General features: G+C 53.2%; 20 protein-coding genes and 1 pseudogene. All 21 read right to left on the minus strand.

Annotated features, from left to right (window positions below; translation table 11 throughout):
- Positions 1 to 120: pseudogene (locus AAIL66_RS22950) on the minus strand (protocatechuate 3,4-dioxygenase); the annotation flags it as partial.
- A 3-nt stretch (positions 121 to 123) separates the two neighbouring features.
- Positions 124 to 573, minus strand: a complete 450-nt coding sequence (gene ligA / locus AAIL66_RS22955; RefSeq protein WP_012838737.1) for a protocatechuate 4,5-dioxygenase subunit alpha — start codon at positions 571 to 573, stop codon at positions 124 to 126.
- An 81-nt stretch (positions 574 to 654) separates the two neighbouring features.
- The gene (locus AAIL66_RS22960; protein ID WP_012838738.1) at positions 655 to 1572 is read right to left on the minus strand and encodes an amidohydrolase family protein; all 918 of its coding nucleotides are present in this window, start codon (positions 1570 to 1572) and stop codon (positions 655 to 657) included.
- Positions 1573 to 1743: 171 nt separating this feature from the next.
- Positions 1744 to 2427, minus strand: coding sequence for a 4-carboxy-4-hydroxy-2-oxoadipate aldolase/oxaloacetate decarboxylase (gene ligK / locus AAIL66_RS22965; protein ID WP_343497847.1), 684 nt, complete (start codon positions 2425 to 2427; stop codon positions 1744 to 1746).
- Positions 2428 to 2560: 133 nt separating this feature from the next.
- Positions 2561 to 3589 carry an amidohydrolase family protein gene (locus AAIL66_RS22970; RefSeq protein ID WP_343497848.1) on the minus strand — a complete coding sequence of 343 codons (1029 nt, stop codon included), beginning with the start codon at positions 3587 to 3589 and terminating at the stop codon, positions 2561 to 2563.
- Positions 3590 to 3629: 40 nt separating this feature from the next.
- Positions 3630 to 5027, minus strand: coding sequence for an MFS transporter (locus AAIL66_RS22975; RefSeq protein ID WP_034408249.1), 1398 nt, complete (start codon positions 5025 to 5027; stop codon positions 3630 to 3632).
- Positions 5028 to 5188: 161 nt separating this feature from the next.
- On the minus strand, positions 5189 to 5881 hold the full coding sequence (locus AAIL66_RS22980; protein ID WP_253232752.1) for a substrate-binding domain-containing protein: 693 nt from the start codon (positions 5879 to 5881) through the stop codon (positions 5189 to 5191).
- 389 nt (positions 5882 to 6270) lie between these two features.
- Entirely contained in the window at positions 6271 to 6777 is a 507-nt protein-coding gene (locus tag AAIL66_RS22985) for a hypothetical protein (RefSeq protein ID WP_080746231.1), read from the minus strand.
- 177 nt (positions 6778 to 6954) lie between these two features.
- Entirely contained in the window at positions 6955 to 7302 is a 348-nt protein-coding gene (locus AAIL66_RS22990) for a hypothetical protein (RefSeq protein ID WP_003067549.1), read from the minus strand.
- Positions 7299 to 8684 (minus strand): cytochrome P450, encoded by a 1386-nt coding sequence (locus tag AAIL66_RS22995; protein ID WP_063663014.1) that lies wholly within the window; start codon positions 8682 to 8684, stop codon positions 7299 to 7301. The genes AAIL66_RS22990 and AAIL66_RS22995 overlap by 4 nt, the downstream gene beginning before the upstream one ends.
- Complete coding sequence (locus AAIL66_RS23000) at positions 8681 to 9991, minus strand: hypothetical protein (RefSeq protein ID WP_343497849.1); 1311 nt, start codon at positions 9989 to 9991, stop codon at positions 8681 to 8683. The genes AAIL66_RS22995 and AAIL66_RS23000 overlap by 4 nt, the downstream gene beginning before the upstream one ends.
- Positions 9992 to 10027: 36 nt before the next feature.
- A complete protein-coding gene (locus AAIL66_RS23005; RefSeq protein ID WP_343497850.1) occupies positions 10028 to 11464 on the minus strand; it encodes a capsular biosynthesis protein in 1437 nt (478 codons plus the stop codon).
- A gap of 159 nt (positions 11465 to 11623) precedes the next feature.
- Positions 11624 to 13645: a capsular polysaccharide biosynthesis protein gene (locus tag AAIL66_RS23010; RefSeq protein ID WP_343497851.1), complete on the minus strand. Its 2022-nt coding sequence runs from the start codon at positions 13643 to 13645 to the stop codon at positions 11624 to 11626.
- A 100-nt stretch (positions 13646 to 13745) separates the two neighbouring features.
- Positions 13746 to 15233, minus strand: a complete 1488-nt coding sequence (locus tag AAIL66_RS23015; protein ID WP_343497852.1) for a glycosyltransferase family A protein — start codon at positions 15231 to 15233, stop codon at positions 13746 to 13748.
- Positions 15233 to 16780, minus strand: coding sequence for a glucose-6-phosphate isomerase (gene pgi / locus AAIL66_RS23020; protein WP_343497853.1), 1548 nt, complete (start codon positions 16778 to 16780; stop codon positions 15233 to 15235). The genes AAIL66_RS23015 and pgi overlap by 1 nt, the downstream gene beginning before the upstream one ends.
- A 272-nt stretch (positions 16781 to 17052) precedes the next feature.
- A complete protein-coding gene (gene galU, locus AAIL66_RS23025; protein WP_343497854.1) occupies positions 17053 to 17919 on the minus strand; it encodes a UTP--glucose-1-phosphate uridylyltransferase GalU in 867 nt (288 codons plus the stop codon).
- Between the two features lie 31 nt (positions 17920 to 17950).
- Positions 17951 to 19120, minus strand: coding sequence for a nucleotide sugar dehydrogenase (locus tag AAIL66_RS23030; RefSeq protein WP_343497859.1), 1170 nt, complete (start codon positions 19118 to 19120; stop codon positions 17951 to 17953).
- Positions 19120 to 21333, minus strand: a complete 2214-nt coding sequence (locus AAIL66_RS23035) for a glycosyltransferase (protein WP_343497855.1) — start codon at positions 21331 to 21333, stop codon at positions 19120 to 19122. The genes AAIL66_RS23030 and AAIL66_RS23035 overlap by 1 nt, the downstream gene beginning before the upstream one ends.
- An 8-nt stretch (positions 21334 to 21341) precedes the next feature.
- On the minus strand, positions 21342 to 23618 hold the full coding sequence (locus tag AAIL66_RS23040) for a glycosyltransferase (protein WP_343497856.1): 2277 nt from the start codon (positions 23616 to 23618) through the stop codon (positions 21342 to 21344).
- A 36-nt stretch (positions 23619 to 23654) separates the two neighbouring features.
- The gene (locus AAIL66_RS23045) at positions 23655 to 24713 is read right to left on the minus strand and encodes a methyltransferase domain-containing protein (RefSeq protein ID WP_343497857.1); all 1059 of its coding nucleotides are present in this window, start codon (positions 24711 to 24713) and stop codon (positions 23655 to 23657) included.
- A 61-nt stretch (positions 24714 to 24774) separates the two neighbouring features.
- Positions 24775 to 25950 (minus strand): hypothetical protein, encoded by a 1176-nt coding sequence (locus AAIL66_RS23050; protein WP_343497858.1) that lies wholly within the window; start codon positions 25948 to 25950, stop codon positions 24775 to 24777.
- Between the last annotated feature and the right edge of the window lie 225 nt (positions 25951 to 26175).

Here is a 26175-nt window from a genome sequence, read left to right on the forward strand (position 1 = left end):
GGAGAAGTCATAACCCTTGAACAGGGGCGCCCAGTAGGCTTCCTGGGTCTTGCCCATGTCCATGGCGGCGCCGATGGCAGGCACGTGCGAGGTGAAAACGGATGCGGTGATGCGTGCCATGTCTTAGTTGCCTTCCTTGTTCTGGTTGCCTGCGCTGCCCTGGGGCTGGCGATGCGCCTGCGCATCACCGTCCTCGCCCACATAGCGATTGCCATCGGCAGAGCGGCCGCCGCCCATCATCATGGCGCGGTACTCTTCTTCGGTCATGCCGGTCATGGAGCCCGCCATCTGCTGGAAGCTCTTGCCGTCGGTGGCGCCAATCTTGGCCAGGAAGTAGATATTGCCGCCGGTGCGCATGCACCAGTTCAGGTCACGCGCCAGCACGGCCTGCTTCTGCTCCTCGGTCATCGCCCACTCGTCCAGATAGGCACGCTCGTTGGCGCGAAAGCGCTCGCGGTTCTCGGCCTTCATCAGGCTCATGCAGAACTGGTTGAGCCAGTAGCCCTTGCGGGACTGCTCGGCATCGAAAATGATGGTGCCGGGCACGTCCAGATACGGTTTTTCCAAAGCCATAAATTCTCCTCGTTACGGATGGCGCAGCCCATGCGACAAGGCTGCGGCCTGTTTCCGGGTGTATGTGTCGCCGGAACTCCGTCAGACCTCTTCGGGCCAGTACAGACGCATGGGGTTGTCCACCAGCAGCTTTTGCTGCAGCTGCGCGGTAGGAGCGATATGAGGAATGAAGTCCACCAGCAGGCCGTCGTCGGGCATGTGGTCCTTCAGGTTGGGGTGCGGCCAGTCCGTGCCCCAGAGCACGCGCTCGGGGAACTCCTCGACCACGCGGCGCGCGAAAGGCACCACGTCCTGGTAGGCGTTCTGCTCACCATGAAGCGCCTTGGGGCCGGAGACGGACAGGCGCTCGGGGCAGGAAACCTTGCTCCAGACATTCTTGTGCTCGCGCATGAACTTCAAGAACAGGGCGAACTCCTCGCTGTCCACGCCCTTGGTCACGTCGGGGCGGCCCATGTGGTCGACCACCACGGTGGTGGGCAGCGCGGTGAAGAAGTCCCACAGCTCGGGCAGATCCACGGCTTCGAAATAGATCACCACATGCCAGCCCAGCTTGGCGATGCGACCGGCGATCTCCATCAGCTCGTCCTTGGGCGTAAAGTCCACCAGACGCTTGACGAAGTTGAAACGCACGCCGCGCACGCCGGCGTCATGCAGCTCCTGCAGTTCGGCATCGCTGATGGAGCGCTTGACCGTGGCCACGCCGCGGGCCTTGCCGCCCGAGGACTTGCAGGCATCGACCATGGCGCGGTTGTCCGCACCGTGGCAGGTGGCCTGCACCACCACATTGCGCGCAAAACCCAGATGGTCGCGCAGCGCATACAGCTGGGCCTTGCTGGCGTCGCAGGGGGTGTACTTGCGCTCGGGGGCGAAGGGGAACTCGTTACCGGGACCGAACACGTGGCAGTGCGCATCCACAGCGCCGGCAGGCAGCTTGAACTGGGGCTTGCTGGGGTTGGCATACCAGTCCAGCCAGCCGGGGGTTTTTTCAAAGGCGCTCATCTGTTTGCTCCTCAATTGTTGATTGCACCGTGCGCTGCGCACTTCCCACCATCCATGAAACTGGCGCTGCCACATCTCAGAGACACCGAGGAAGGGCCGCCCCGCACCGAGGGTGTCGTCCCCTTCCCGCGCAGCGAGAGAGGGGGAAGCGGCGCAGCCGCTCAGGGGGTGTTAATCCACATAGCGCAAGCCGGCCTTTTCCAGGGGCTCGCGCATCTTGTACATATCCAGGCCCAGGACGCCCGAAGCCAGCTTGGCGCGCTTTTCGCCTTCGAAGCTTTCGCGCTTCTGGGCGGCAGCCAGCACTTCCACGGCACGCGCGGCGGGCACGCAGACCACGCCGTCGTCGTCGGCGACGATCACGTCACCGGGCGTGACCAGCATGCCGGCGCAGACGATGGGGATGTTGACCGAGCCCAGGGTGGCCTTGATCGTGCCCTTGGAAGAGATGGCCTTGCTCCAGACCGGGAAGTCCATCTCCTGCAGCGTCTTCACGTCGCGCACGCCGGCATCGATGATCAGCGCGCGTGCGCCGCGCGCCTGGAAGCTGGTGGCCAGTAGGTCGCCGAAGTAGCCGTCGCTGCACTCGGCGGTGACGGCAGCGACCACGATGTCGCCGGGCTGAATCTGCTCGGCAGCCACATGCATCATCCAGTTGTCGCCGGGCTGCAGCAGCACCGTGACGGCGGTGCCGGAGACCTGCTTGCCGGAATAGATGGGGCGCATATAGGGCTTGAGCAGACCGACGCGGCCCATGGCCTCGTGCACGGTGGCGGAGCCCAGGGCGGCCAGGCCGTCAGCAGCAGCGCGGTCGGCGCGCTGGATATTGCGGTAGACAACTCCCAGTTCGTACATGGAAATACCTCTTTGCTTTGACGTTATTGAATCCAAAAAGTGAGCTGGTAGCACTTGTCATTCATCATATTTGAATAGTTTTCTTATTGAAAACCTTTCATACCGTACGCTAACAGCTCTCTTTTTTGAGAAGTTACAGGCCCTTGGCCTTGAGCGCCTTGTCTAGGCGCGTGAACACGCGGCGGGCATTGCCTTCGTAAACGGCGTGCTTTTCATCGGCCGTCAGGTTCTGCGTGGCTTCGATGTAGCGCTTGGTGTCGTCGTAGTAGTGACCGGTCTGCGGATCGATGCCGCGCACGGCGCCGATCATTTCGCTGGCGAACAGAATGTTCTTGGTCGGAATCACTTCCGTCAGCAGGTTGATGCCGGGCTGGTGGTAGACGCAGGTGTCGAAGTAGATGTTGTTCAGCAGATGCTCTTCCAGCAGCGGCTTCTTCATCTCCTGCGCCAGACCGCGGAAACGGCCCCAGTGGTAAGGCACGGCTCCGCCGCCATGGGGGATCAGGAACTTCAGGGTCGGGAAGTCCTTGAACAGATCCGAAGTCAGGCACTGCATGAAGGCCGTGGTGTCGGCATTCAGATAGTGGCTGCCCGTGGTGTGAAAGCATGAATTGCAGCTGGTGGAGACGTGGATCATCGCGGGGATGTCGTACTCCACCATCTTTTCGTAGATGGGGTACCAGCTCTTGTCGGACAGCGGGGGCGAAGTCCAGTGGCCGCCCGAGGGATCGGGGTTCAGGTTCAGGCCCACGTTGCAGTATTGCTCCACGCACTTGACCAGCTCGGGAATGCAGGTTGCAGGATCCACGCCGGGCGACTGGGGCAGCATGGCGGCGGGAATGAAGTGGTCGGGGAACAGCTCGCTGACGCGGAAGCACAGCTCGTTGCAGATGGCGGCCCAGGTGCTGGAGGTCTGGAAGTCACCGATGTGGTGCGCCATGAACGAGGCACGGGGGCTGAAGATGGTCAGATCGGAACCACGTTCCTTCATCAGACGCAGCTGGTTGGTTTCGATGGTCTCGCGGATTTCATCGTCGCTGATCTTCAGATCGGCCACCGACGGGGTCTTGCTCGGGTCCTTGAGGCCGGCGATCTGCAGATCGCGCCATGCGCCCAGAGCCGCAGGCGCCGTGGTGTAGTGACCGTGTACGTCAATGATCATCTTCAAGCTCCGTTAAAAAATAATTCGTCTATCAAAAAGTTCAGTGTGCGCCGCCCAGGCCCAGCATGGAGGTGCGCGGTGCGCCGCCTGCATAGCGGTTCTTGACCAGCAGCGCCAGCGCGGCGATGACACCGGGAATGGCAACCACCATGAAGACCTGCGGCAGCTCCAGGTGACGGCGCGACAGCTCGGCCACCAGGAAAGAGCCTGCAATGCCGCCAAAGCGGCCGATGCCCAGCATCCAGGACACGCCACTGGCGCGGCATTCCGTGGGGTAGTACTCGGCAGCCAGCGCCTGCATGGACGACTGTGCCGCATTCATCAGCAAACCGGCAATGAATACCGAAGCCACCAGCATGCCCACGCCACCGCCGAGCACCTGGCCGATGAAGGCCACGCCCAGGCTGGTCAGGAAGTAGCCCGTCGCGATGATCAGATTGGCATTCCAGCGGTCCATCAGCAAACCGACGAAGATCGCGCCCACGCCGCCGAGCTGGAACAGCGCGGCAATCACGGCCGCCTGGCTGGCCGGCACGCCTGCTTCCTTGAACAGCACAGGCATCCAGTTGACCAGGCCGTAGACGATCACCAGGCCCATGAAATACGTCACCCACAGGGCCAACGTGCCGACCAGATATTTCTGCGAGAACACCAGACGCAGGCCCTGGGGGCCTTGCTGTGCCTGGGCAGCCGCCTCGCCGCCGTCGTTCAGCACAAAACGCGCTGCATTGCGCGTGCCGGCGGCGATGCGCACCATCACCTTGCGCACGCGGTCTGCCGAGTAGTTCTTGAGCACCATGAAGCGCACCGACTCGGGCAGCATCACGATCATCAGCACGGCCAGGATCAGGGGCACCACGCCGCCCACGATCAGCAGGCTGCGCCAGCCGAAATGCGGAATCATCCAGGCCGCGATAAAGCCGCCGAAGGCCGAGCCGATGGGGAAGCCGCAGAACATGCAGTTGGTGATGAAGGAACGCTTGCTGTCAGGGCAGTATTCGTTCATCAGCGTGATGGCGTTGGGCATGGCGGCGCCAAGACCCAGGCCGGTGATGAAGCGCCAGATGGTCAGGCCTTGCAGATCGTGCACCAGACCGGAAGCAATCGATGCACCGCCCATCACCACCGAAGCGATGATCAGCACGGTCTTGCGGCCCACGCGGTCCGCCAGCGGACCCGCCCCCAGCGCGCCGAACGCCAGGCCGAACAGGGCCGCGCTCAGCACCGGGCCCAGATGGGACTTGTCGATGCCCCATTCGCCGAGCAGCGAAGGAGCGATGAAGCCGATGGCGGCGGTATCAAAACCGTCGAGCAGAACAATCAAAAAACAGAGGAAGAAAATCCCCCACTGGAAGCGTGAAAACGGGCTCTCGTTGAGCACGGTCTGCACATTGACGACCGCCGGGCCGGTGCTCTGTTTGCTAGTTTGCGAAGTCATATTTGGAATCTCAGTTGCCTCTCTTTGTCGCCTCTATCTCCTGTCTCGCGGCTGGCGCCAAAGCCTCAAAGGCATCTGGTACGTCCGTCACGAAAGGGCTATGACTGCCCTTTTGCTGGATGGGGTGTCAGTGCCAGGCCCCCGCCTGGACACGAATCAATTCAAGCGGGCTCCATGCCCTGGCGGCGCTTGGCCGCTTCGGCTTCAGGCGAAGCCATGAAGGCCAGCAGACGCTGCACGGCATCCGCATGTGCCGAGCCCGTCACAACGCCGGCCGAAAACACCGTATCGATGGCAATCGCGGCAGGCAGGCCGCCCACGATCTGTATGCCCGCGACATGGATCAGCTCGCTCAACTGCTGAAAGCCCAACGCCACTTCGCCCGAAGCAATCATGGAGCCCACGGGTACGCCGGGGCGGGCCTGCACGATGCGGGACTTGATCTCGTCGGCAATGCCCCAGCGCTCGAACAGCTTTTGCAGTGCCACACCGCTGGGGCCGGTGGAATAGCCAATGCTGGGCGCGGCCAGCACGGCAGCGCGCACGGCCTCTTCGGAGCCGATATCGGGCTGCTCCGCAGCAGCAGGCACGGCCACGGCAGTACTGGAGAGCACCAAGTCCACCTTGCTGCCTGCAACCACACGACCGGCGGCCTGCAGCTTGTCGATGGCGTTGGAAGCCAGGAAGACCACATCAAAGGCCTCTTCGCCGGACTGCACGCGCTGCGCGGCATCCACACCGCCCACGGATTCGATCTGCACCGGCTCCCCGCCCTGCTCCTGCCAGGCTGCAACCAGATCCGCGAGGACCTGGCGGGTTGCCATGGAAGAAATGCCTTTGAGTGCTGCGCTCATGCCGGAAGACTCCTGAAGTGGATGCCATGGCTGCCCCGCAATCTCGAATGCCGAGTCCCGGCCATCGAGGCCTTTCAAGCCACTCCCGTCACGCTGCGGGCAGACTGCACCGGCAGGACGGGGCGCTCGACAGGGCTTGCATCAGGGCAACCATCTAGTCAAAACGAATGAGACTATTGTCGGCAGCCCCACGCCCTCCCACTAGGCAAGCCCTCCGCTAGCAGCTATGCCGCAAAGGCATAGCAAAGTGCTTGCTCATAACACGTATAAATACCTACAAACAAAGCATGAGGCCAATAAAAATAAAAGGCTGATTGCTATTTTTTTAATAGCAATCAGCCTTCATTGCTGCGCATAAGCAACAGTGAATTTAGTGGTTAACCCCTAATTCAGTCGTCATGGCGTCCATGCCCACGCCCGTGACCATGACCACGCCCCCCCCGATCATCGCGATCATGCCTGTCCCAGTCACGTCGATCGCGGCGATCGTCTCTGTCCCAGTGCCTATGGTCCCGGCGGTCGTCATGCCAGTCGCGTCGCTCGTGGTGGTGGCGCGGCGGAGGTCCTGCACGCCAATGGGGTGGCGGATTGCGCAGGAAATAGACCGGCTGGCCGCAGGCGTGGTAGCGGCCGCAGTAGCGGCGCCAGTTGCGCGAATGGCCGGGCGGCACCCACATATAGATGGGCTGCACCTGCGGCACTACCGGGCCGCCCCACATCGGCTGGGCATACAGCAGCGGCGGCGGTGCATTACCGATATTGACCTGACCGTAAACCCCGGGCGCCAGCTGCCCTGAGATGGAGCCGCTGATATAGGCCTGCGCCTGGGCGGCACCCGCTGCGCAAACCAGCGCCAAGGCTGCCAGGCTGCGGATGAGTGAAGTGCGATTGGACATATGTCTCCATGCTCGATATAGATCACCGTGGGCCGGCGAGATCGCGCTTCGTCCCGGAAACGCTTCAGTCCTTAACGCACCAGAGCCGAATCTCGCTGACCTGGACCGGGCATGAAGCGTAATGAGGCGTAATGAGCTCATCCGGCTCATGGGCTGAATGGCCTGGCGCCCGCCCTGTCACCTGATCGTCTGGCCCTGCAGACCTTTTTTCAGAATCAGATCCACCACGGGCTGCTCGCGCTTGTTGGCACGCATGCAGTGATCCTTCTGGAAGTGATCGGTGATCCGGATGACCCAACGCGCCCAGCGCTTGTTCTCGCGTTCGCGCCAGGCATGCGATGAAACGCTTTCCCAGGCATAGCCATTGAGCACTGCAGCATTGACAAAATGGTCCAGCGCCCGCACTCCGGCCCTGCCCCGCTCCGTCTTGCCGAACAGGCCGACCCAGCAAAGAATCAGCCAGCCCACGACCGCCAGCGGAACGACTGCACACATCAGCGCAAAACCTGCCAGGCGCTCCTTCATGCAGCCTCTCTCTTGCGCAAATTGATGCGTACGCCATTTTCGGAGCGAATCGTCAGCCGCCCCACAGGCTGCGGCACATGGCCTGCCGCCGGCAGGATTTCATAGCGCTGCAGCAGGCAGGCCAGAATCAAGACCGCCTCCTGCAAGGCAAATGCGGCCCCCAGACAAACGCGCGGCCCCATGCTGAAAGGCATGTAGGCGTGTTTGATGGCTTCCTTGTCCTCCTCACGGTCAAAGCGATCCGGGTCGAAGGCATCTGGGTTCTTCCACCATTTTCGGTGGCGCTGCAACAGCCAGGGCGCCACCACCACCGTGCTGCGCTCCTTCAGCTGCTTGCCCCTGATAGGGCAGGACTGAACATTCTCCCGGGCGAAGAAGCCCACAGGGGGAAACAGACGCAAGGTCTCCCGAAAGATATTCCAGACCTGAGAGAAGCTCTTCATGTCCGCCTGCTGCGGCAGACGATCGCCAACCACCTCCACCACTTGCTCGTAGGCACGCTGCTGTATGTCGGGTGACTGGGCCAGAAGATAGCTGGCCCAGGTCAGCGCGCTGGCCGAAGTTTCATGCCCTGCCAGAAACAGCATGGCGACCTGATTGACCAGCTCTTCCTCGTTGAAAGGCTCGCCTGTGTTCGGATCCTTGGCCTGCATGAAGGCGGCAAGAATATCCTCCTGCTCCTCGGCCTCGCCCTTCAGATGCGCTTCATAGCGCGGCTTGATCATGGCGTGCAGCAAGCCACGAATCTCCCTGGCCGCCTGGTTGCTCTGCCAGCGGTACCAGGGCATGGTCAACCAGCGAGCACCGAACAGCGCTGGCAGCATGAGCTTGGGCGCCAGTGACTGATAGCGGGCAAATGCCTCGAAGATGCGATGCGCATCAGGCCCCTGCATGGGCTTGGAGAAAATCGTGCGGAAAATGATGTCAGCCGTGACATGGGTCATCTCGATCTCGATGTCGTACGGCTGTCCCTCCTCCACGGCATCCAGGCGCTCCAGCATGGATTGCGCGGCTCCCAGCATGCGCGGGAAAGCGACGTTCACACGCGCCTGGGCAAACGCGGGATTCATCATGGTGCGCTGACGCTGCCACTGCTCGCCATTGGTCGTGAAGATGCTGTCTCCCAGCAAAGGCTCCAGCGATTCATGCAGCAGATGGCTCTTGGGAAACTGCTGCGCCTCGCTCTGCATGACTCTCTTGACCTCTTTGAGGTCATTGAGCATGTAGAGATCCACGCCGGGCAGATGAACCTCACCCATCTGCATGCTGTAGCTGCGCTCGAACAGCGCGTCCATCCAGGAGCGCCGCGCATGCCAGAACATGCGCAGCTTCGATGTCTGCTCGGGGTGGGGCTTGGGATAAACGGGACAGAAACGACTCATCGCACCAACTTCCTCTCTATGTAGTCACGCATCGGACCGGCGCTGGTGAGCAACTCGAAATAATCATAGGCACCGGCAACTTCGCCGGCCATCAGATACTGAAAATGCATGCGCATCTTGTTCCTGCGCAACCAACGGTAGGTTGTCGGCAAAAACAGCTTGTGAAAGCGCGGGGAGCATATCGCCTGCGGATTGAATCCCCACTGGGCCCGGCGCTTTCCGGCCTCGATAACCGGGCTGGCGGCCTGGGTCTCATCCTTGCGCCCATCTTCGCGCAACGACAGCCCCACTACATCGCACATGCCGAAACACACGCTATCGCTGGGAGAAGAAATATCGGCCCAGTACACCGCTTCGTCCATGGCGACCTCACGCAAGGTTTGCCGCAACGCGCCAGCGCCGGGAAACAGCCCGAACAACGGAATGCAATTGCCCAGGGTGACCAAGCTCACCAGCGGCTTGCGAGAAGCGTGTGAGGATAACGGATCTTCAGCCAGCTTACGGCGAAGCGCCTGAGTCAACTTCAGAGCCTGCACACTGCCGACACTGAAGCCGACCACGACCACCTCACGCCACCGCTGCTGCTGCATGGCCTGCGCCACCTCGGCGGCCATCGCCTCGATACGCGCATCCAGCACGGGGAATGTTTTCCTGGAACTGGCATGGGCAAAGTTCAAAATTCTCAAAAGCCAGCTGATATGCAGATACCGGTCCAGCACAAAGCCGCTCCAGCAAACAGCAGCAATCACCGCAAGCATCAGCGCGAATGCGCCCGCTTTCGGCAAACCGTCCCATAGATTAACGAGCAAAGAGCCCATGCCGATTCCGGCCAGCAGCACCAGCAGCACATAAAACAGCGGGTACATCAGCGCCCACAAAGTAAAACGCGCCTGCTCTCGCACAGGTTTCAGCCACTGCCTCAAATTCCAGACAGCAATATAGGTTCCCAGGGCCTGGCGAAAGACTTCCGCCCGACTCTGGGGCCAATGAAGACGAACCTGATCGTGCCAGTCAAAAAAAACAAAATCGGCAGATTCAGTATTTTCGGACCCCGCCTGAGAAACCCGCCATCGAGAATGCAGCGATTTTTCTTGCGCTGCCTCGCCCTCATTCCACTTCTCTCTGCTGCCAATCGCGTATTTTCTACCCTCGGAAACAGACGGCTGCTTTTGCGATTCCGCGCGCATCAACTGGTGATAATGCCTTGCCCCACGGGGATCAAAGCCACCCATGAAGATCACCAGGCGCTCGCAATCACTTGTCTTCCCGGAAGACTCGAATGAGATATTCTTTTCTCTGCTAGTCATTGCACTCCGGAAAACGGAATCCTTCCATACCATGGCTTATTCAACAGAGGCCACCCCCTGCAACATAGAAGGCATGGCATTTTCCTGATTTTCCTGCCGGGAAACGAATACCGGGTCCACAGCCTCTTCCGGCCAAAGCAAGGGATCCACCGACGGACCGCCTCCCCACAGGCGCTGGGCCATCTGGCCATCCAGCGCGGCCCCGCAACGCCATGAGACCGCCGAAAGCCGGCGATAGAAGCTGCCATTGATCTGCGTGCACTCTATCAAGGCCCTGCGAAAGCGCGAGAGCATATCCTGATCAGGAATGGCCTGATGCGCTCGAAACCAGAAATCCCGCATCTTGCCCTGAAAGGTCAAGCCTTCCAGGTCATACAAGGCATTGCCGCAAACCTTGACAGGGGCACCATGACCCAAAGCCGAAAGACCGGTCGTGCTATTGACCAGCACCACCCCCTTGGCATTCTTGAGCAACGATGGCAGATGCTGGTCATGGATATATAAGACCTTGCCCTGCAAACCATGACGCCTTGCCAACAGACTGATGATATTGGCGTAGTTCCGGTGCCCCCGGTCCATGGGGTGGTGCTTGAACACCACCACGTCATTCGCAATCGACTTTCCACCTTCGGGCACGCCGTTCATACGCTCCAGCGCCTGCGCCCTGGAAAATGAATGCAAAACGTGATTGATGAAATCCGTCACGAAATCATAGTTCGAGTGAACCACGATCTGGGCATCGTTATATACCTGCAGCGGAGCCAGGAAGAATTTCTTGCGCAAATCTCCAAGCAGCAGATTCTCGATTTCCTTTTCCGTGCGGCGATACCAGAATTTACGCAGATAACTCAGCCACCACCAAGGCGCATCCCGCACGGTCATGCTTCTGTGATGCAGGGAGTTATTCCAGAACCACTGCCCCAGCCAGGCAGCAAAGAAATACAGCATGCCCCACATGGCCGAATGCCAGAATGAGTTTCCGACCTTCTTCCATGACTCCGTCATCGGTCCATTCGGATGAGAAGGCTGTGGCGCAGTCTCTTGCTGCGCCCTCTGCTTAAGCCATATGGCCAGTCTCTTTTCAAAATGAGAATGTCCATTCACGCCCATGGGCTCAAAGGTGATGTGGTCGGGCCGCAGATAGCCTTCTTCAAACACTCCTAAGGCACAGCCCAGACGCTCCGTCATGGAGCGCACGCACGCATGCACAGGCCGGCAATCGCCGAACAGCAGCACCGCATCAATCCGGTGCCTGATGATGAAGGCCTCCAGAACCTCGGGCCACTGTGCCAGTTCCCCCCGGAACGAATGGGCCTTGCGGGGATAGAACAGCCAATCCCCCGCATTGAAGTTGAACTTGAAAACAGTCGCCCCCACCGAGCGCAAGTCCTTGGCCAGGTTCCAGAAAAAAGGCCCTACCGGGCCTTGTAGCAACAAAACACGTTTAGACGCAAATCCACTCTTGTTCTTCATGCGTTAGGAACTGCGGGCTGTCAGGCCGCTTGGTATCTTTATGGAGGCGTCATGAAGCATGACCGCCCTATTTTAGGGGGTTTCACCGAGAGGAACCTCTGCACATCACTGCACGTTGACAACAAATCGATGAAAAATAATTGCAAAAAAAGGTAAGTATCACCAATCCGACAAAATCGACTGAAGCAATACCCTAGATTTACGCCACTGCCGCCTCAACCAGCCGGACTTCAGGCCCTGCAAACTGCCCGACTGCTCCAGGGCGGTACGTTGCTCAAGCAAGCGCCTGAGCACCGCTTCGCAGCTCGTGTAGCCTCTGAGCACCGGATCCCAGTACAAGGGGTAGTGCAGCAGCGCCCCCGCGACCAGCTCATCCAGAGACAGCGAGCGGCTGCGGCGCGGCACGGGCAGACAGTCCTGCGTGAGGCCCCAACCAGCGTAGAACGGCCGCCCGTGCACCACCACTTGCTTGTTGCGCAGCAAGGCATCAAAGCCAGTCAACGAGGTCATGGTCACCACCACATCGCAGGCCTCGATACAGCTCACCACCGAAGCGCCTTGCTCCATGTGGTCGGCATACAGCAAAGCCTGAGCCGGCTCTACACGCCCCTTGCGATTGCCGCTGCTCACATCAGGGTGCGGCTTGAAGACAATGAAAGCATCGGGAAATGCAGAGCGTGCCGCCTGGAGCAGACCCAGATTCGTGCAAACACCCTCGGCGTCGCAGCCAAAGCGAATGGAAGCGTCGTCCTCCACCTGACCCGGCACCAGCACCACCTTGCGACCGGCCTGCGGATGTTCATCGCTGAACCAGTCCACCGGGCGATTGGGCTCCAGGTTGTACTTGGTGATGCCGTGCTCGACGATAAAGGCGCGCACATTGCGCGCACGCTCCAGGTCCTGCACCATGAATGTCCGGGTATTGAGTAGATCCTCCAGCTCCGAAGGCTGGCCCGGATCGAAATAAATGCCCTTGGCATCCAGCACAAAGGACTGCGGCGGGATCAGGTCGGAGCCCAGCCCCACGGAGCGCACAAAGCCATCCTCCATGCGAAGCAGGCGCACGCCTGATGCCGCAGCCAGTTCCTGCACTCCTTCGGGCGGAACACGGCCCCAGCAGACCAGACAGTCATCTCTTTCGGGCTTCAGCGCGGCAGCGGCATCCGCGCTGCGCGCGTGAACAACTCGCTTTGCGTGCAAGGACAGCATCTGCCGAAAATTCCAGGCACGCCAGCGCGGAAAACCTACGCAAATCATCCGACCCGAGTAACGCTCGGCCATCTCCCGCTGCCTATCCAGCCAGACCGTCACATCTGCGATGGAGCCCAGCTGCCTTGTTTCAGGATTCAGATATCGGGTATAGTGCATATAGCCAGCGGCAAACAACTCGTCCACCGAGCGCCTGCACCCGGCCCGGCGCCCCATGGCTGCATGCTGCGGCTGGCGATCATCCGTCGCGCCCCAGCCCGAATACCAGGGCACGCCAAAGCAGACCACCGGCTTGCTGGCAAGCAAGGCCTCAAAGCCCATGGTCGAACTGACCACATAGACCTTGTCCATTTGAGCGATCAGGCTCATCGGGTTGACCGCATCACGCAACACCACCGTACGGGCATCGGACTGCACGCCCGTCAGATAACCGCCCTTGCGGCCCGAAGTCACTTCGGGATGGGTCTTGACATAAACCGTGGCCTGCGGATTTTCGTCCAGCGCTGCCGCCAGCATGGCTTCAAACGTAGCGGCATCCGCCCCACCCTTGGCCACACTCATATCTCCAGCCGTCTGGTCCACTACCAGAACCCGCTGAACATCATCGACGCGCAACACGCCTGCGGGCAGATCCGGTGCATGGTTGTATTTGCTGAGGCCCGCTGAAAGCAGCTTCTCGCGGGCCTGCCGCACCAGCGCGGCATCCGGTGCCAGCACATCGGCATCGCTGCTCAGCAGTTGCTCCAATGCACTGGGTCGCGTGCAATCGTAATAAATGCCTGCATCATCAACCACCAATGACAGCGGCGGGAAATACTCTCCCGTGCCGAAGGAGCGCAGAAAGCCATCCTCCAGCGCCACATAAGGCAAACCATGCTTGCCTGCATAGGCCACAGCCTTCCAAGTGGTAGGACGCAGACCCCAGCCGGCTACCACATCAACCGGGGCGGCGCGCCATGCGCGCAAGCGCACTGGCGTCGCCTTTAGCAACACCGCCAGCAGAGGAATGCGAAATATTCCTCTCGAAAAAATGCCAATTCTTTCCGACACCAGGCTCTCACATAAAGCGGGTTTACTGTTTGTCGCCGGCACGCAGCACCTGTTGCCGGACCTGATCCTGCGCAGCCCTGACCTGCTCTGGCTTGACACAGATCTCCTCAGGCGCAGCAAAGAGACGACCTGCAGACAAAGCCTCCAGATCCAGGGGCAGGCCAGGTGCCTTGCCCTGGCGCAAACAATCCAGATGCCAGCTGGCCCAGGCCTCCCAGTAAGCCAGCCGCTGCGGTGAAACACCTGCATCCGAATAGCCTGTGTCTTCTGCCGTCATCAGCGAACCCACACGGTGCGAACCCAATGCCAGCGGCTTCGCAATGCGCTTGACGGCAGCTTTTCCAAACACCAGCCTCAGCCGTGCATGAAACTCACTGTCCGCTCCCGTTCTCACGCAGTCCCAGGCCCCCATGCGCTGCAACACCAGCTCACGCCGAAACATCGGTGAAGAGGGATTCAAGCGCATCAAGGTATGCACGGGACGGGCATAGAAAACGCCATCATCCTGCATACGCACCCAATGCGAAGTTGTTGCCACCAGCGAAGCGTCTTCCAACAAGGGGCGCACCTGCATTTCTATCTTTAGCGGGTGCGACCAATCGTCAGAATCGTGGCATGTCACAAACTCTCCGCGTGCAAGCTGCAGACCCATGCTTTTGGCCAGGTAAGTACCGCCATTCGTTTGCAACCGCAGCAGCTTCACGCGTGCGTCTTTTTTCGCCCACGTCTCCACCAACTCTGGGGTGTCGTCAGCGCTGGCATCATCCACCACGATGATCTCCAGATTGCGATAGGTCTGATTCAACAGGGACTCGATCGCCACCGATGCTCTCGCGCCGGTCTGGAACGTCGTCATCAAGACCGAAACCAAAGGGCCATCCGCCGCTGCCGGCAAATCGGGCAATTTCACATTGCATGGGCCGGGTGCCTCATGCGGATTGCGCAATGCCAACGGCGGCAGGCCATAAGCAGCAAAAAAAAGATTGAGCCGTTCCAATTGCTGCTCTGGCCGATCAGGCTCCGCCATCGTCTGATAGAGAAACAACTCTGGATAGCGCGCTGCCTGGCCGCTGTTTCGGGCATCTGCCAACAACTCGCGCGCTCGCTGAGTCTGGTTTGTGCGCAACAAAAGCGCAGCATGCAGAGCTGGAGATGCGGCCTCTTGCACAGACTCCAGCAATTGCAGAGCCTCTACAGGCATGAAAGGCGCCAAGGCATCGGCCAATGCGACGCGCAAGCGCGCCGGAGTCCCCCGCCATCGCGCCGCCGCCAGCATCTTGCGCGCCCGGTCATGCTGGCCGCATGCGGCCAGAGAAACTACGGCAGGCATGACATGGCGCCTGCGACCCGGCTGCAGCGGCAGCGCCGCCACCGTGGCATACATGCCCATCCGGTAATGCGCCCAAGGCACCCAGCTATTAAGTCCACTCAAAGAGCTAGTTCCAGCCTCGGCTAGGGCGCTGGCAAAATCGCCGCGCAGCAGATGCAGGAGACCACGCAAGGCCTTCATCAGACTTGCTCCGTTTCCGGGCAGCAATACGCCAGCAATCCCGCCGTGGAAGCGTCAAGCCCAGACAGATCGCCAGAATCCATGCGCGTGCGCAAATCCTTGGCCAGCGTCTTGCCCAGCTCCACCCCCCACTGGTCAAAGCTGTTGATACCCCATACCGTGCCTGCCACAAACACCCGGTGCTCATGCAGGGCCAGCAAGGCGCCCAGCGACTCGGGGGTCAATGCATCCAGCAACATGAAGGTGCTGGGGCGATTACCCGGAAAATCCTGATGCCCGGCCAGTTGCCCCGGACCGGCCTTGCTTCCCTGCATCAGCGCCTGAGCCTGGGCCAGTGCATTGGCCAGCAAGGCCTCTTGGTGCTCCGGCAAGCCATGGGTCGCCGTGCGAGCGGCAATGAACTCCACCGGAATACGCTGGGTTCCCTGGTGCAGCCACTGAAAGAAAGCATGCTGGCCATTGCTGCCGGGCTCACCCCAAACCATGCCGGTCGTTGGATAGCCCACAGGCGTGCCATCTGCATGTACCTGCTTGCCATTGCTCTCCATCTCAAGCTGCTGCAGATACGCCGGCAGTCGGCGCAAACCATGGTGATACGGCGCAACGCAGCGCCCCGGCATACGCAGAAAACTGCCGTACCACACATCCAGCAAACCCAGCCATACCGGCGCATTGCGCTCCAGCGGTGCCTGGGCAAAGTGCGCATCCATCTCCGCTGCACCGGCCAGCAAACGCTCGAAAACCGCCGGCCCAACGACCAGAGCCACCGGCAATCCTACGGCAGACCAGATGGAAAAGCGCCCGCCAATCCCCTCCGGGATATGCAGCGTCTGCGTAAAGCCATTCTGGCGGGCAATATCTTCGCGCGAAGACACGGCCACAAAATGATCCGGCCAATGCAGGTCACCAGCCGCACATACCCAGGCCTTGGCCGATGCCATATTGCGCTGTGTCTCGGCCGTGGACCAGGACTTGGAAGCCACGATGAACAATGTCCGCTCGGGCTCCAGCCCTTGAAGCGCCTGCTGCAGGTCATGGCCGTCCATATTGGACACCACATGCACACGCGGCCCGCCTTGACACCAGGGTTGCAGTGCCTGCAGCAACAGTTCAGGCCCCAGGCCCGAGCCACCAATGCCGATATGCACTACATCCGTAAAACGGGCCTGTTCACGCAACTGCTGCGCCAAGGTCAGCATGGTGCGCCGGCCTGCATGGCATTCTTCCTCTGGCATGGCGCAACCCTGCGGCGCCAAAGGAGCACGCAAGCGCACATGCAAGGCCGGGCGCTGCTCTGTTTCGTTCACCACTGCCCCGCCATACAAGGCATCACGCCGCTGCGCCAAACCGGCCTCCCTGGCCATTTGCAGCAAGGCCTTCAACACAGCCTCGTCCCACAAGGATTTGGAGCAATCCAGCAAAACATGAGGTGCCTGCAAGCTCAAACACTCAAACCGGCCAGGGCTGCCCAGTGCCTGTTGCAGATTCAGCGTTTGCTCGCAAACGGCAGCCCTGGATTTCAGCGCCTGCCAAATGGGTGTATCCACACTCAAAACTTCATCCTTGTCAAATCACATTTTGCAGGTCTTGCCTGCATTAGCTCTTAAAAAAATAGCCTTCTGCGCACGTCCAAAAATGGTTTCAAACGATTTGTTATATGAAACCCATCAAGTACAAACGCCAGTAGCTATGCTTTTAGAGCAAGCGACACAATCCCGAACCCGAACCCGAACCCGAACGAGACGCAGCCGAAGCCGTAGATAGCCACACGGCTACCGCCTTACTTCGGACTGCATCGCAAGGGTTGTACAGGCGCTTCCTAGTTGCGCAACGACTGCAGCAGTTGCTCAAACTGTTCGCCCACCTCTGGGTGCTTGCGTGCCATGGCCAAGGTGGCCTCCAGGTAGCCGATCTTGGAGCCGCAGTCATACCGCTTGCCCTGATAGCGGTAGGCCAGCACCTGCTCTTCCTTCATCAGCGCCGCAATTCCGTCGGTAAGCTGGATCTCTCCACCAGCGCCCTTACCCAGGTGAGCCAAATGATGAAAGATACGCGGCGTCAGCACATAGCGGCCCACCACCGCCAGTGTGGAAGGTGCTTCCTCCGGCTTTGGCTTTTCCACAATGGCGTGCACAGCCTCCAAGCCGTCCTTGAGCGGCTTGCTGTCCACAATGCCATAGCTACGTGTGTCTTCAAGCGGCACCTGCTGCACCCCCAGCACCGAGCACTTGTAGTAGTCGTACACGTCCACCATCTGGCGCATTACCGCCGGCTCGCCATCCAGCAAATCATCAGCCAGCAACACGGCAAACGGCTCATTGCCTACTACAGGCTGTGCGCACAGGACGGCATGGCCCAAGCCCAGGGCCTCCGGCTGGCGGATATAGACACACTTCATGTCTGCAGGCATCAAGCTACGCACATACTTGAGCATCTCCGTCTTGCCACGCACCTCCAGCTCGTTTTCCAGCTCATAAGCCTTGTCGAAATGATCCTCGATGCTGCGCTTGCTTCGGCCTGTCACGAACACCATTTCCTTGATGCCTGCAGCCAGGGCTTCTTCCACCGCATACTGAATCAGCGGCTTATCCACCACCGGCAGCATCTCCTTGGGACTGGCCTTGGTGGCAGGTAGAAAACGGGTTCCCATACCCGCGACCGGGAAAACTGCTTTTGTGACCTTCATCGTTGCAAACCTTTAATGAACAAATGACGGCTCACGCATCGCCGCCGAACAAGTCACGTGTGTAGACCTTGTGCGGTACATCGGTCAGCTCATCCACAACACGATTGGCCACGATCACATCGGCAATCTGCTTGAACTCCGCCAAATCCTTGACAACGCGGGAGTGGAAGAAATCAGGAGCATCGAGCACAGGCTCATACACCACAACCTCCACACCCTTGGCCTTGAGGCGCTTCATCACCCCCTGGACGGAAGAAGCACGGAAATTGTCCGAGCCAGCCTTCATCACCAAGCGGTAGATACCCACCACCTTGGGATTGCGCTTCAAGATATCGTCCGCCACAAAATCCTTGCGTGTGCGGTTCGACTCCACAATCGCATGCATCAGGCTCTGCGGAACATCGGCATAGTTGGCCAGCAACTGCTTGGTGTCCTTGGGCAGGCAATAACCGCCGTAACCAAACGAAGGATTGTTGTAATGCCCGCCAATGCGTGAGTCGAGACTGACCCCTTCAATGATCTGGCGCGTGTCCAGCCCATGCACGGCCGCATAGGTATCCAGTTCATTGAAATACGCGACGCGCATGGCCAGATAGGTATTGGCAAACAGCTTGATGGCCTCGGCCTCGGTGCTATCCGTCAGCAATACCTGCACATCCTTTTTGATGGCGCCCTCGCACAGCAGATCGGCAAACTGCTGACCACGCTCGGAACGCTCCCCAACCACGATGCGGCTGGGATGCAGGTTGTCATACAGGGCCTTGCCTTCACGCAGAAACTCTGGCGAGAAAACAATGTTCTCGCTACCCAGTTGCTCCTTCAGGCGCTTGGTAAAGCCAACTGGTACCGTAGATTTGATCACCATCACCGCATCCGGATTGATTGCCATCACCTCTCGTGCCACCGACTCCACCGACTTGGTATTGAAGTACTGCGTTTGCGGATCGTAATCCGTAGGCGTGGCGATGATGACAAAGTCCGCACCAATATAGGCATCCTGCTTATTCAGCGTGGCACGGAAGTTCAGCTTCTTTTCCGCCAGGAAGCTCTGAATCTCGGCATCCACAATGGGAGACTTCCTATCATTGAGCAAAGCTACTTTACGCTCATCAATATCAAGAGCCACTACTTCATGATGCTGTGCCAACAGCATCGCATTGGAAAGGCCGACGTAACCGGTGCCAACAATAGATATTCTCATCATTTTTGCAAGAAATTTATCAGGACTTTTCTTAAATTTTCATCGATTAATTTTTCGGAAAAATATGACTTCAAGTCCGCCACATGTCCTGAAACATACATATTAAAAATATCTTCATCATATTTCCCAATAACATCAGAGAAGTCTTCTGTCAATTTCTTTTTCACATCCAACAGTAACTCAAGACTATTGCTAAATGTGGCCTTGGTTTGCTTTTTTCTTGGCTTAAATTTCATCCCAATCATCGGAGAAAATGTTATATTATTTAGCCTAAAGAAACGAGCATTCATCTCTATGTCTTGATGACGAATATATTTCTCATCGAATCCACAGATGTCCATAATAACATCCCGTCGATAAGTAACAGTTCCTGTATGGATGTAATGAGATAGATAATTTAAACAAATAATTTCATTAAGAAAATTACCTTTTCTCATTCTTGAATGGTCAATATTTTCCTCATCATCCCATAGCCCAACGTATGCACAATAACAAGCACCAAACTCATTAGCGACGTCATTATTCAAAGTGGAAATAGACTCACTAATCCTAGATTTAGTATATAGATCATCGTCGTCCAAAAAGGAAATAAATTCTCCCCTTGAGAGAAAAATACCTGTATTTCTTGCTCCACACCCATATCTTGTATTTTTGTGAAAAGCAATTTTTAAATTAACAGGGTTTACTCGACCTGCTTTCCTCTCAGATTCTCGGACATATGAAATTATGTCACTTTCTTCAGGCTGCTTATCCGGATTATCAAAAACCAAAATTAATTCAATATTCTCGTAATCCTGTTGTATAACAGAATCTATACATGCAGTAACGAATCCAAAATCTCTATATGTTGGAACTATAACAGAAGCCAATCCTTTTTCAGATTCATGAAAATGGTCACCATCCAATACCCTATATGGAAATTCCAAGGAGGACTCATCGTAATTCTTAGAATACTCTCCGATAACAATATTTCTTATAATATCAAAATTCAATACCGTCTTATTTGGCCAGAAAATATTTTTATCCGCCAATGGAAGCGAGAACTCATGAATATTTATTTTTGAATTTAATTCATCATAGAGATTATCAAATTCTTCAAGATGGCTATTGTTTTTAAGAATTGCCCCCCCCGCGTGAATAGGCCTAATCCCATCATCAGACATATAGAAGAATCTTATTTTCAGATCATCTGCGTGATGCGGATAATTTAGAACAAAATTAGCTGCCTCGGGGAATTTTACTATTAAATTGATGACATGTTTATTCTTATATTTATAATAATCATCCTTTTCAAGGCTCCATCTCATTTTTTCCGAATGAGTAAATTGATCTCTTTTAGACCTTATATTTGAAGAATGAACATCAGCCAAACAAATATTAGGGTACGCAACCAGACATGAATCTGGATATTTATTATAAATAGATCCCAACGCTACATTATCATAAGGCCCATCCATCTCACAAATGGCCTCTAAAATGTCTTTGAAAGAAGATTCATCATAGATAGTTGCAAAAGATCCACATGTTTTATGAGGAATGGCAGAATAAAACGCATCCCCCTCCGAGACATTATCTCCGGGATGATCTTCCGAATACTCCGATGCACCTAAATGCAATATTTTCCAATCGGAATTAAAAGATAAACGTTTTTCTATATTTCGAATATGAGAACTGGAAAAATTAGAAAATATTACATCATCGTCAAAAACACATATCCTCTTATACCCGTTATCCAATGCATCATTAAATATCTTACGCTGCGATAGCAAATATCCAAATGCCCCAATTGTAGCGTTCTTCTTTAAAATAAGCTGAACATTATTCTCAATGTGCCGTGATGACTTCATTGATCCCGGAGAACGCATTAAATATTCATTGAAGTATTTTTTCGCTTCATCGGAGTATCGACCATAAACGCCGCTGACAAACGAGAAATCTAATCCGACTCGGCTCAATTCTCTAGCTACACGTAGCTTCTTCTCTGAATCAGAAGCAAGATTTAACACATAAATCTTATCAACTTCAATAGTTTCAAGTAATTTCCTTAGATCAATATTTTCAGATTTCTTTAATTTACTCTTAATTCTAAAAATATCATAATCAAAAGCCTCAGTACTCATCTCCCTTGAGAGTTTGGCATAGATTTCCAATGCTTTTGAATAATCTCCATTAGATTCTGCGCTTCGTGCCGATTTTATTGTAATGTTATTCATAATATGATTTAACCTTTAATGACTTCGCCATTTTTAAGAACAATGTCAATTGCATGTTTTTCAAAATTTTTCTCAATAAACTTTTCGGCTCTACTTCTTTTAATCTGATATAAAGGATCCGCATCACCAGAAGGCCTGTAATGGAGTGTATACATCTGAGGAAGATAGGATATTTTTAAGCCGTTTTCTTTTGCTCGCAAAAAGAAATCTAAGTGCTCTCCTAGTTTTAGACTTTTATCCCACAGATTCTTCAAAATAGATTCTTTTCTGGCCACAAAAAAATTCATTACCAAATCAACATTTCGGGACACGGATAGCTCTTCATGCTCAACAGTCAAAGGTAATGACGTAATATTCAAAACTCTAGATTCCTTATGCAGAAACCCTCTGAAATCTCTTGGCATTTCTCGAACATTTGCTGCATATCCATAATCGAAGACTGCCCCCCCCACAATATCCAGGCCTTCCTCAATTAGATTGATTAACCCATTCTCTATATTAGAGTCTGGCATGATTAAAAAATCATCGTCCAATAATAAAAGAAATTTTGATTTGCAACTCTCGACCAGAATATTTCTTCCTTCAGACAGACCGACATCGACATCCCCCATCTCTATTAACCGGTCTCCGTCTCTTAAAATACTTTTAATCCCTGATAGGTCAACTCCCGAATCATCTAATATCAATATTGGAAAATCTGGGTTATTAGCTTTTAAGCTTGAAATTAGTCGTGCTAATTGAGGTATTCGACCAGTGCTTTTTATCAAAGCAGAGCAATCTATTTTCTCTATATTTTTTCTATTTTTTACCAAGTCATATTCAGAAAACTTAGAAACCAATTGATTTCTTAGCAAAGAACTTGAAACCTCCCCATAAATACCAGAATCCATATGAAACACTAATTCATCTAAATTCCCATCTATTATTGATTTATTGATTTTTTTTATCGTTAAGTCTGTATTTGAAGAATATACATGATTTTTTTTTATTTTTTTTACTTCAGTTATCCTCGAGTAAGTAGGATAGTGCTTATTATTTTCATATATTCTATATTTATCTTCTACACCACTGTCAGCTCCAGAAGAGAAGAATATTTTAGAATGAAGCAAGTCATTTGCATCATGCTTATTTTCTCGGCTATTCTTGTATTGAAACCATGGTGCAAATGCAGCATAAATTCCGTATTCACTTAATCGATACAAGGAAAGAAGATCAATTGCATTATTCTCTAGGTCAGTGTTTTTATATGTTTGGAAATTAGCAATTGATGCAATAAATGAGCTCCGAACAACAAAACAACCCTCTGAAATACTTTTCTTTATGTCAACCGTTCTCAGGTCACGCGGAGCGATCCACATTTTTTCAAAAATCGCCTCAAACTCACCAATAGGTATACTTACCGAATGAGAATATGGCGTAACGATCTCATACCGCTTGGCACAAAGCACGATCGCGTCAATAATCGATGCATCAGGAATTATATTATCATCTATAAAACAGAATAATTTATAGTATTTTCCTAGTTTTTCGTAAACTGAATTTATATTTTCTGCGCGTGTTTTTTTTACTGACATACAGTCATCTAAAATCACGTTACTAAGATCAATATCTATTAAATTCAGCTCATTCGAGAATAAAAAATTTACCGAACTCGAGAAAATCTCATTAAACCAATTAATTCTTTTTTTAAAATTCTCACCTGAAACCGGATAGTTTTTTGTTGGTATTACTACAACCAACACATCTTTAGAAAAATTCCTTATAAACTCATCATTAACTTTTGACTTATTCTTTATTGGATTGAATCCGTATATTTTACTAGGAGTTCTTTTATAGGAAGAAATATACTCCAATGGCGTTTTGTTAACCCCAGTCAATTCACATATGCTATTTATTATTTTACTGTCAATATAGTCAGTTATATCTGTTTTTTCTTTATGGGCAATAATATTTTTTTCATCTTTAGAAACTATGACAAATTTCATATTCTCATGAAAGAAAAATACATCCTCATCAAAATCATAAGGATTATTAAAAATAATTGAATTTTGATAGCCCAATGACTCAGATAAATTCAAAACACTAGTATTTGAACTAAAGACCAAAGTCCAAGTATATTTAGCACATTCATTCTGTGAAAATTTCTCTATGAATTCTTCGTTTGTGAAATTTTCACTTATAAAGCTGATGTCAATTTTTAAAAATTTATTTTTAAGTGAAGATATTAGTGATTTTTTATTCTCGGATAAAATATTTTCAGCAATAATTAACTTTAAACTTTGCATTAGAACTCCAATTACCTAATAAACTCTACATTAACTTTAAAAATTTTTATATTTTTCACAAACAATCATTTGTGTTCCTTGCTTGGAGTTTGTTACTGCATGGTGTGTTACATTAAAATAATTGCTTATGTATTTATAGAATTCGAGAAAATTCCATTCTCTCTGATGAGCTTTATTTTTCGGCGGACCAAAATCCTCAACACCTCGGCAAATATCTCTATCGGGAGTTGATAATATCAATTTCTCGAATTTTTGCCTTAGAAAATATCTAATCAGATCATCCGGATTGGTTAAATGCTCGATAACATCTGAGCATACTATCAAATCAACATTTATATCGCCATCCATGTTGAAATTAGATGGTCTCCAATCCCTATCAGGGTACTTATCAAACAAAACAGGCAAATTAATGTCAAGCTCATAGCCAATCGTATGAAAATCCCCCAAATAGTTTATCAACTTATATCCAGAACCGCACCCTATATCAGCAACAGAGTTCCATCCATTTTTTTTCATCAGGCCATAGGCATAAAGATAAACCTCCAATTGCCATTCATCTGACTCATTCATATCATCATAATGAACGTACTCTGTTCTTGACTTATAATTATCCTTCAAGAAAAAATTTAATTTAGAATTAATATGAAATCTTCGCTCTATCTCAAGAAGGTAATTTACCGATTCTTTGCTTTTTCTGAATTTATGCGTTACCAATTCCAGATCTTTATCTTCATAGAAAATATTTATTGATTTTTTGTAAAATTCCTCTGCAATTTCTTCTTGCTGATTAATAATTGCCGCGCGCCCTAAAGTATCAAAAACCCCTGACAGTAACATTTTACTTATCTCAGCTTCAGCCCCCCCCCATTGCAGCGCATGCTGAATAAAATAATGTGCTCTTCCATTGTTACCACTGGAATGATGGCCAGCAGCAATCAAAAGAGCCAACTGAGCACGTTCGGTATGGTTTTGAATATCTTCTACGTTATATCTAATTAAGGCTTCCCAATCACCCTGTGTCCAAGAATCTTTAGCATGCTGCAGCAATTCAGGATAATATAAGGACGCCCTAGGATTAGGTATATTTTCTTGCATAATTTCGTAGTTCTAAATTCAACCATTAAAAAATCTATATTATAAAATCCTGCTGTACTGCTTATTTATTATATTTCTCATCTTGATATAAAAAATCTCTTAATAAATTCAACTGAGATTCTGCTTTGATTAATTCTTTTCTTAGTAGTTGCTGCCGACACTTGGTTTCTTGTTGTTCAGCGTCGAGTTGTTGGTACTTGGCCTGCAGTTCAATCTTTGCCTTCAACTCAATATCAAGGGCTTGATTAGCTGCAACCAAGTCAATTTTCAATGCTTCCCGAGCTTGCACTTGCAGCTCTTGTTGCATCAATTGTTCCGCTTTACTTGCTTGGACTCTGTCGAGCAGAGTCTGCAATTCGATTTGGGCTTTCTGAGCAATTTTTTTAGCAACGGTTTCTGTATTTTTTGCATTAACAGCCTCCAACAATTCAGTCTGCAATAGACTCTGGGAGTCTATTAGCAATTTTTGTTTTTTCAAAAGCTCCGAATTATCTTCTTGGAACTTTGCAAGCTTAGTTTGAATATCATTTTGAACTTTTAAAATAGCTTTTTTTGCATTCTCTTCTTCATGCTTTGCTTGATTAGCGCGTTGGAACGCATTGCGATAGTCGCGTACAAATAACACATAGACAATAGCTGGATGACGAGTTGATTGTCGCGCTAACTGTATGAAATCCGGCAAAGCTTGAATCAGTTCAGTCAGACCAGTTCCAGCAGGCTGATCTACTCCCAACAATACGCGTGCTAAAACGACATCCACTTTGAATAACACAGCTTTGGCGCTGTGCAATAGCGTGGCGGCGGGCAGGCAATCGATCAATAGCCATTGCTGGCTCGGCTTTACTTCTAGCAATGAAGTCAAAGCTTTGGCTTGTAAAGATTCAACGGCCAAGGTTGACAGGTTGGGCCAACATTGACGCAGTTCTTCAGGACGCAGTAGGCCATTTTCTGACGCCAAACTGGCCGTAAAAAACTCTACTGGCTCTTTCGCCTCAGGGGCAAGCACTGTATTCAGCAATGTTGCTCGCTCCAAATAGCCCGCTGCTTGCAGGCACTGAAGGGTCGCAAACTGCTGGGCATCTGCTTCAACCAAGGTCGCAGTTCCCGCCTGTTTTTGCAGCCACCGCACCCAAGCCCCCACGCCATTACCAGCTCCTACCAATGTGATGTGGCTTGGCGGCAGTAATATCTGTAAGTTATCTAGCCACTGGGTCAAAGTACTGGTAGAGCTATTCATAGTGACGAGTGTGCATTGTTCTTTGTTAAATTTCGTACAAGCCGCTGCCAATAATGTTAGGTATTAGCGGCGTGCCTGGCGAAATGCTTTGACTTCAACCAACAAAAACCAAGGCATAGATACCCAGCCCCCCAGTGATCTGGAATTGGCAATCATGCGGGCGCCAAGCCGGTACGATAAATGCTGTTTAATGCGTTCAGCTTCATGAGCATCGCGGTATTGCGT

The sequence above is a fragment of the Comamonas sp. F1-6 genome (assembly GCF_039581415.1).
In the GTDB taxonomy this organism is placed as follows: Bacteria; Pseudomonadota; Gammaproteobacteria; order Burkholderiales; family Burkholderiaceae_C; genus Comamonas; species Comamonas thiooxydans.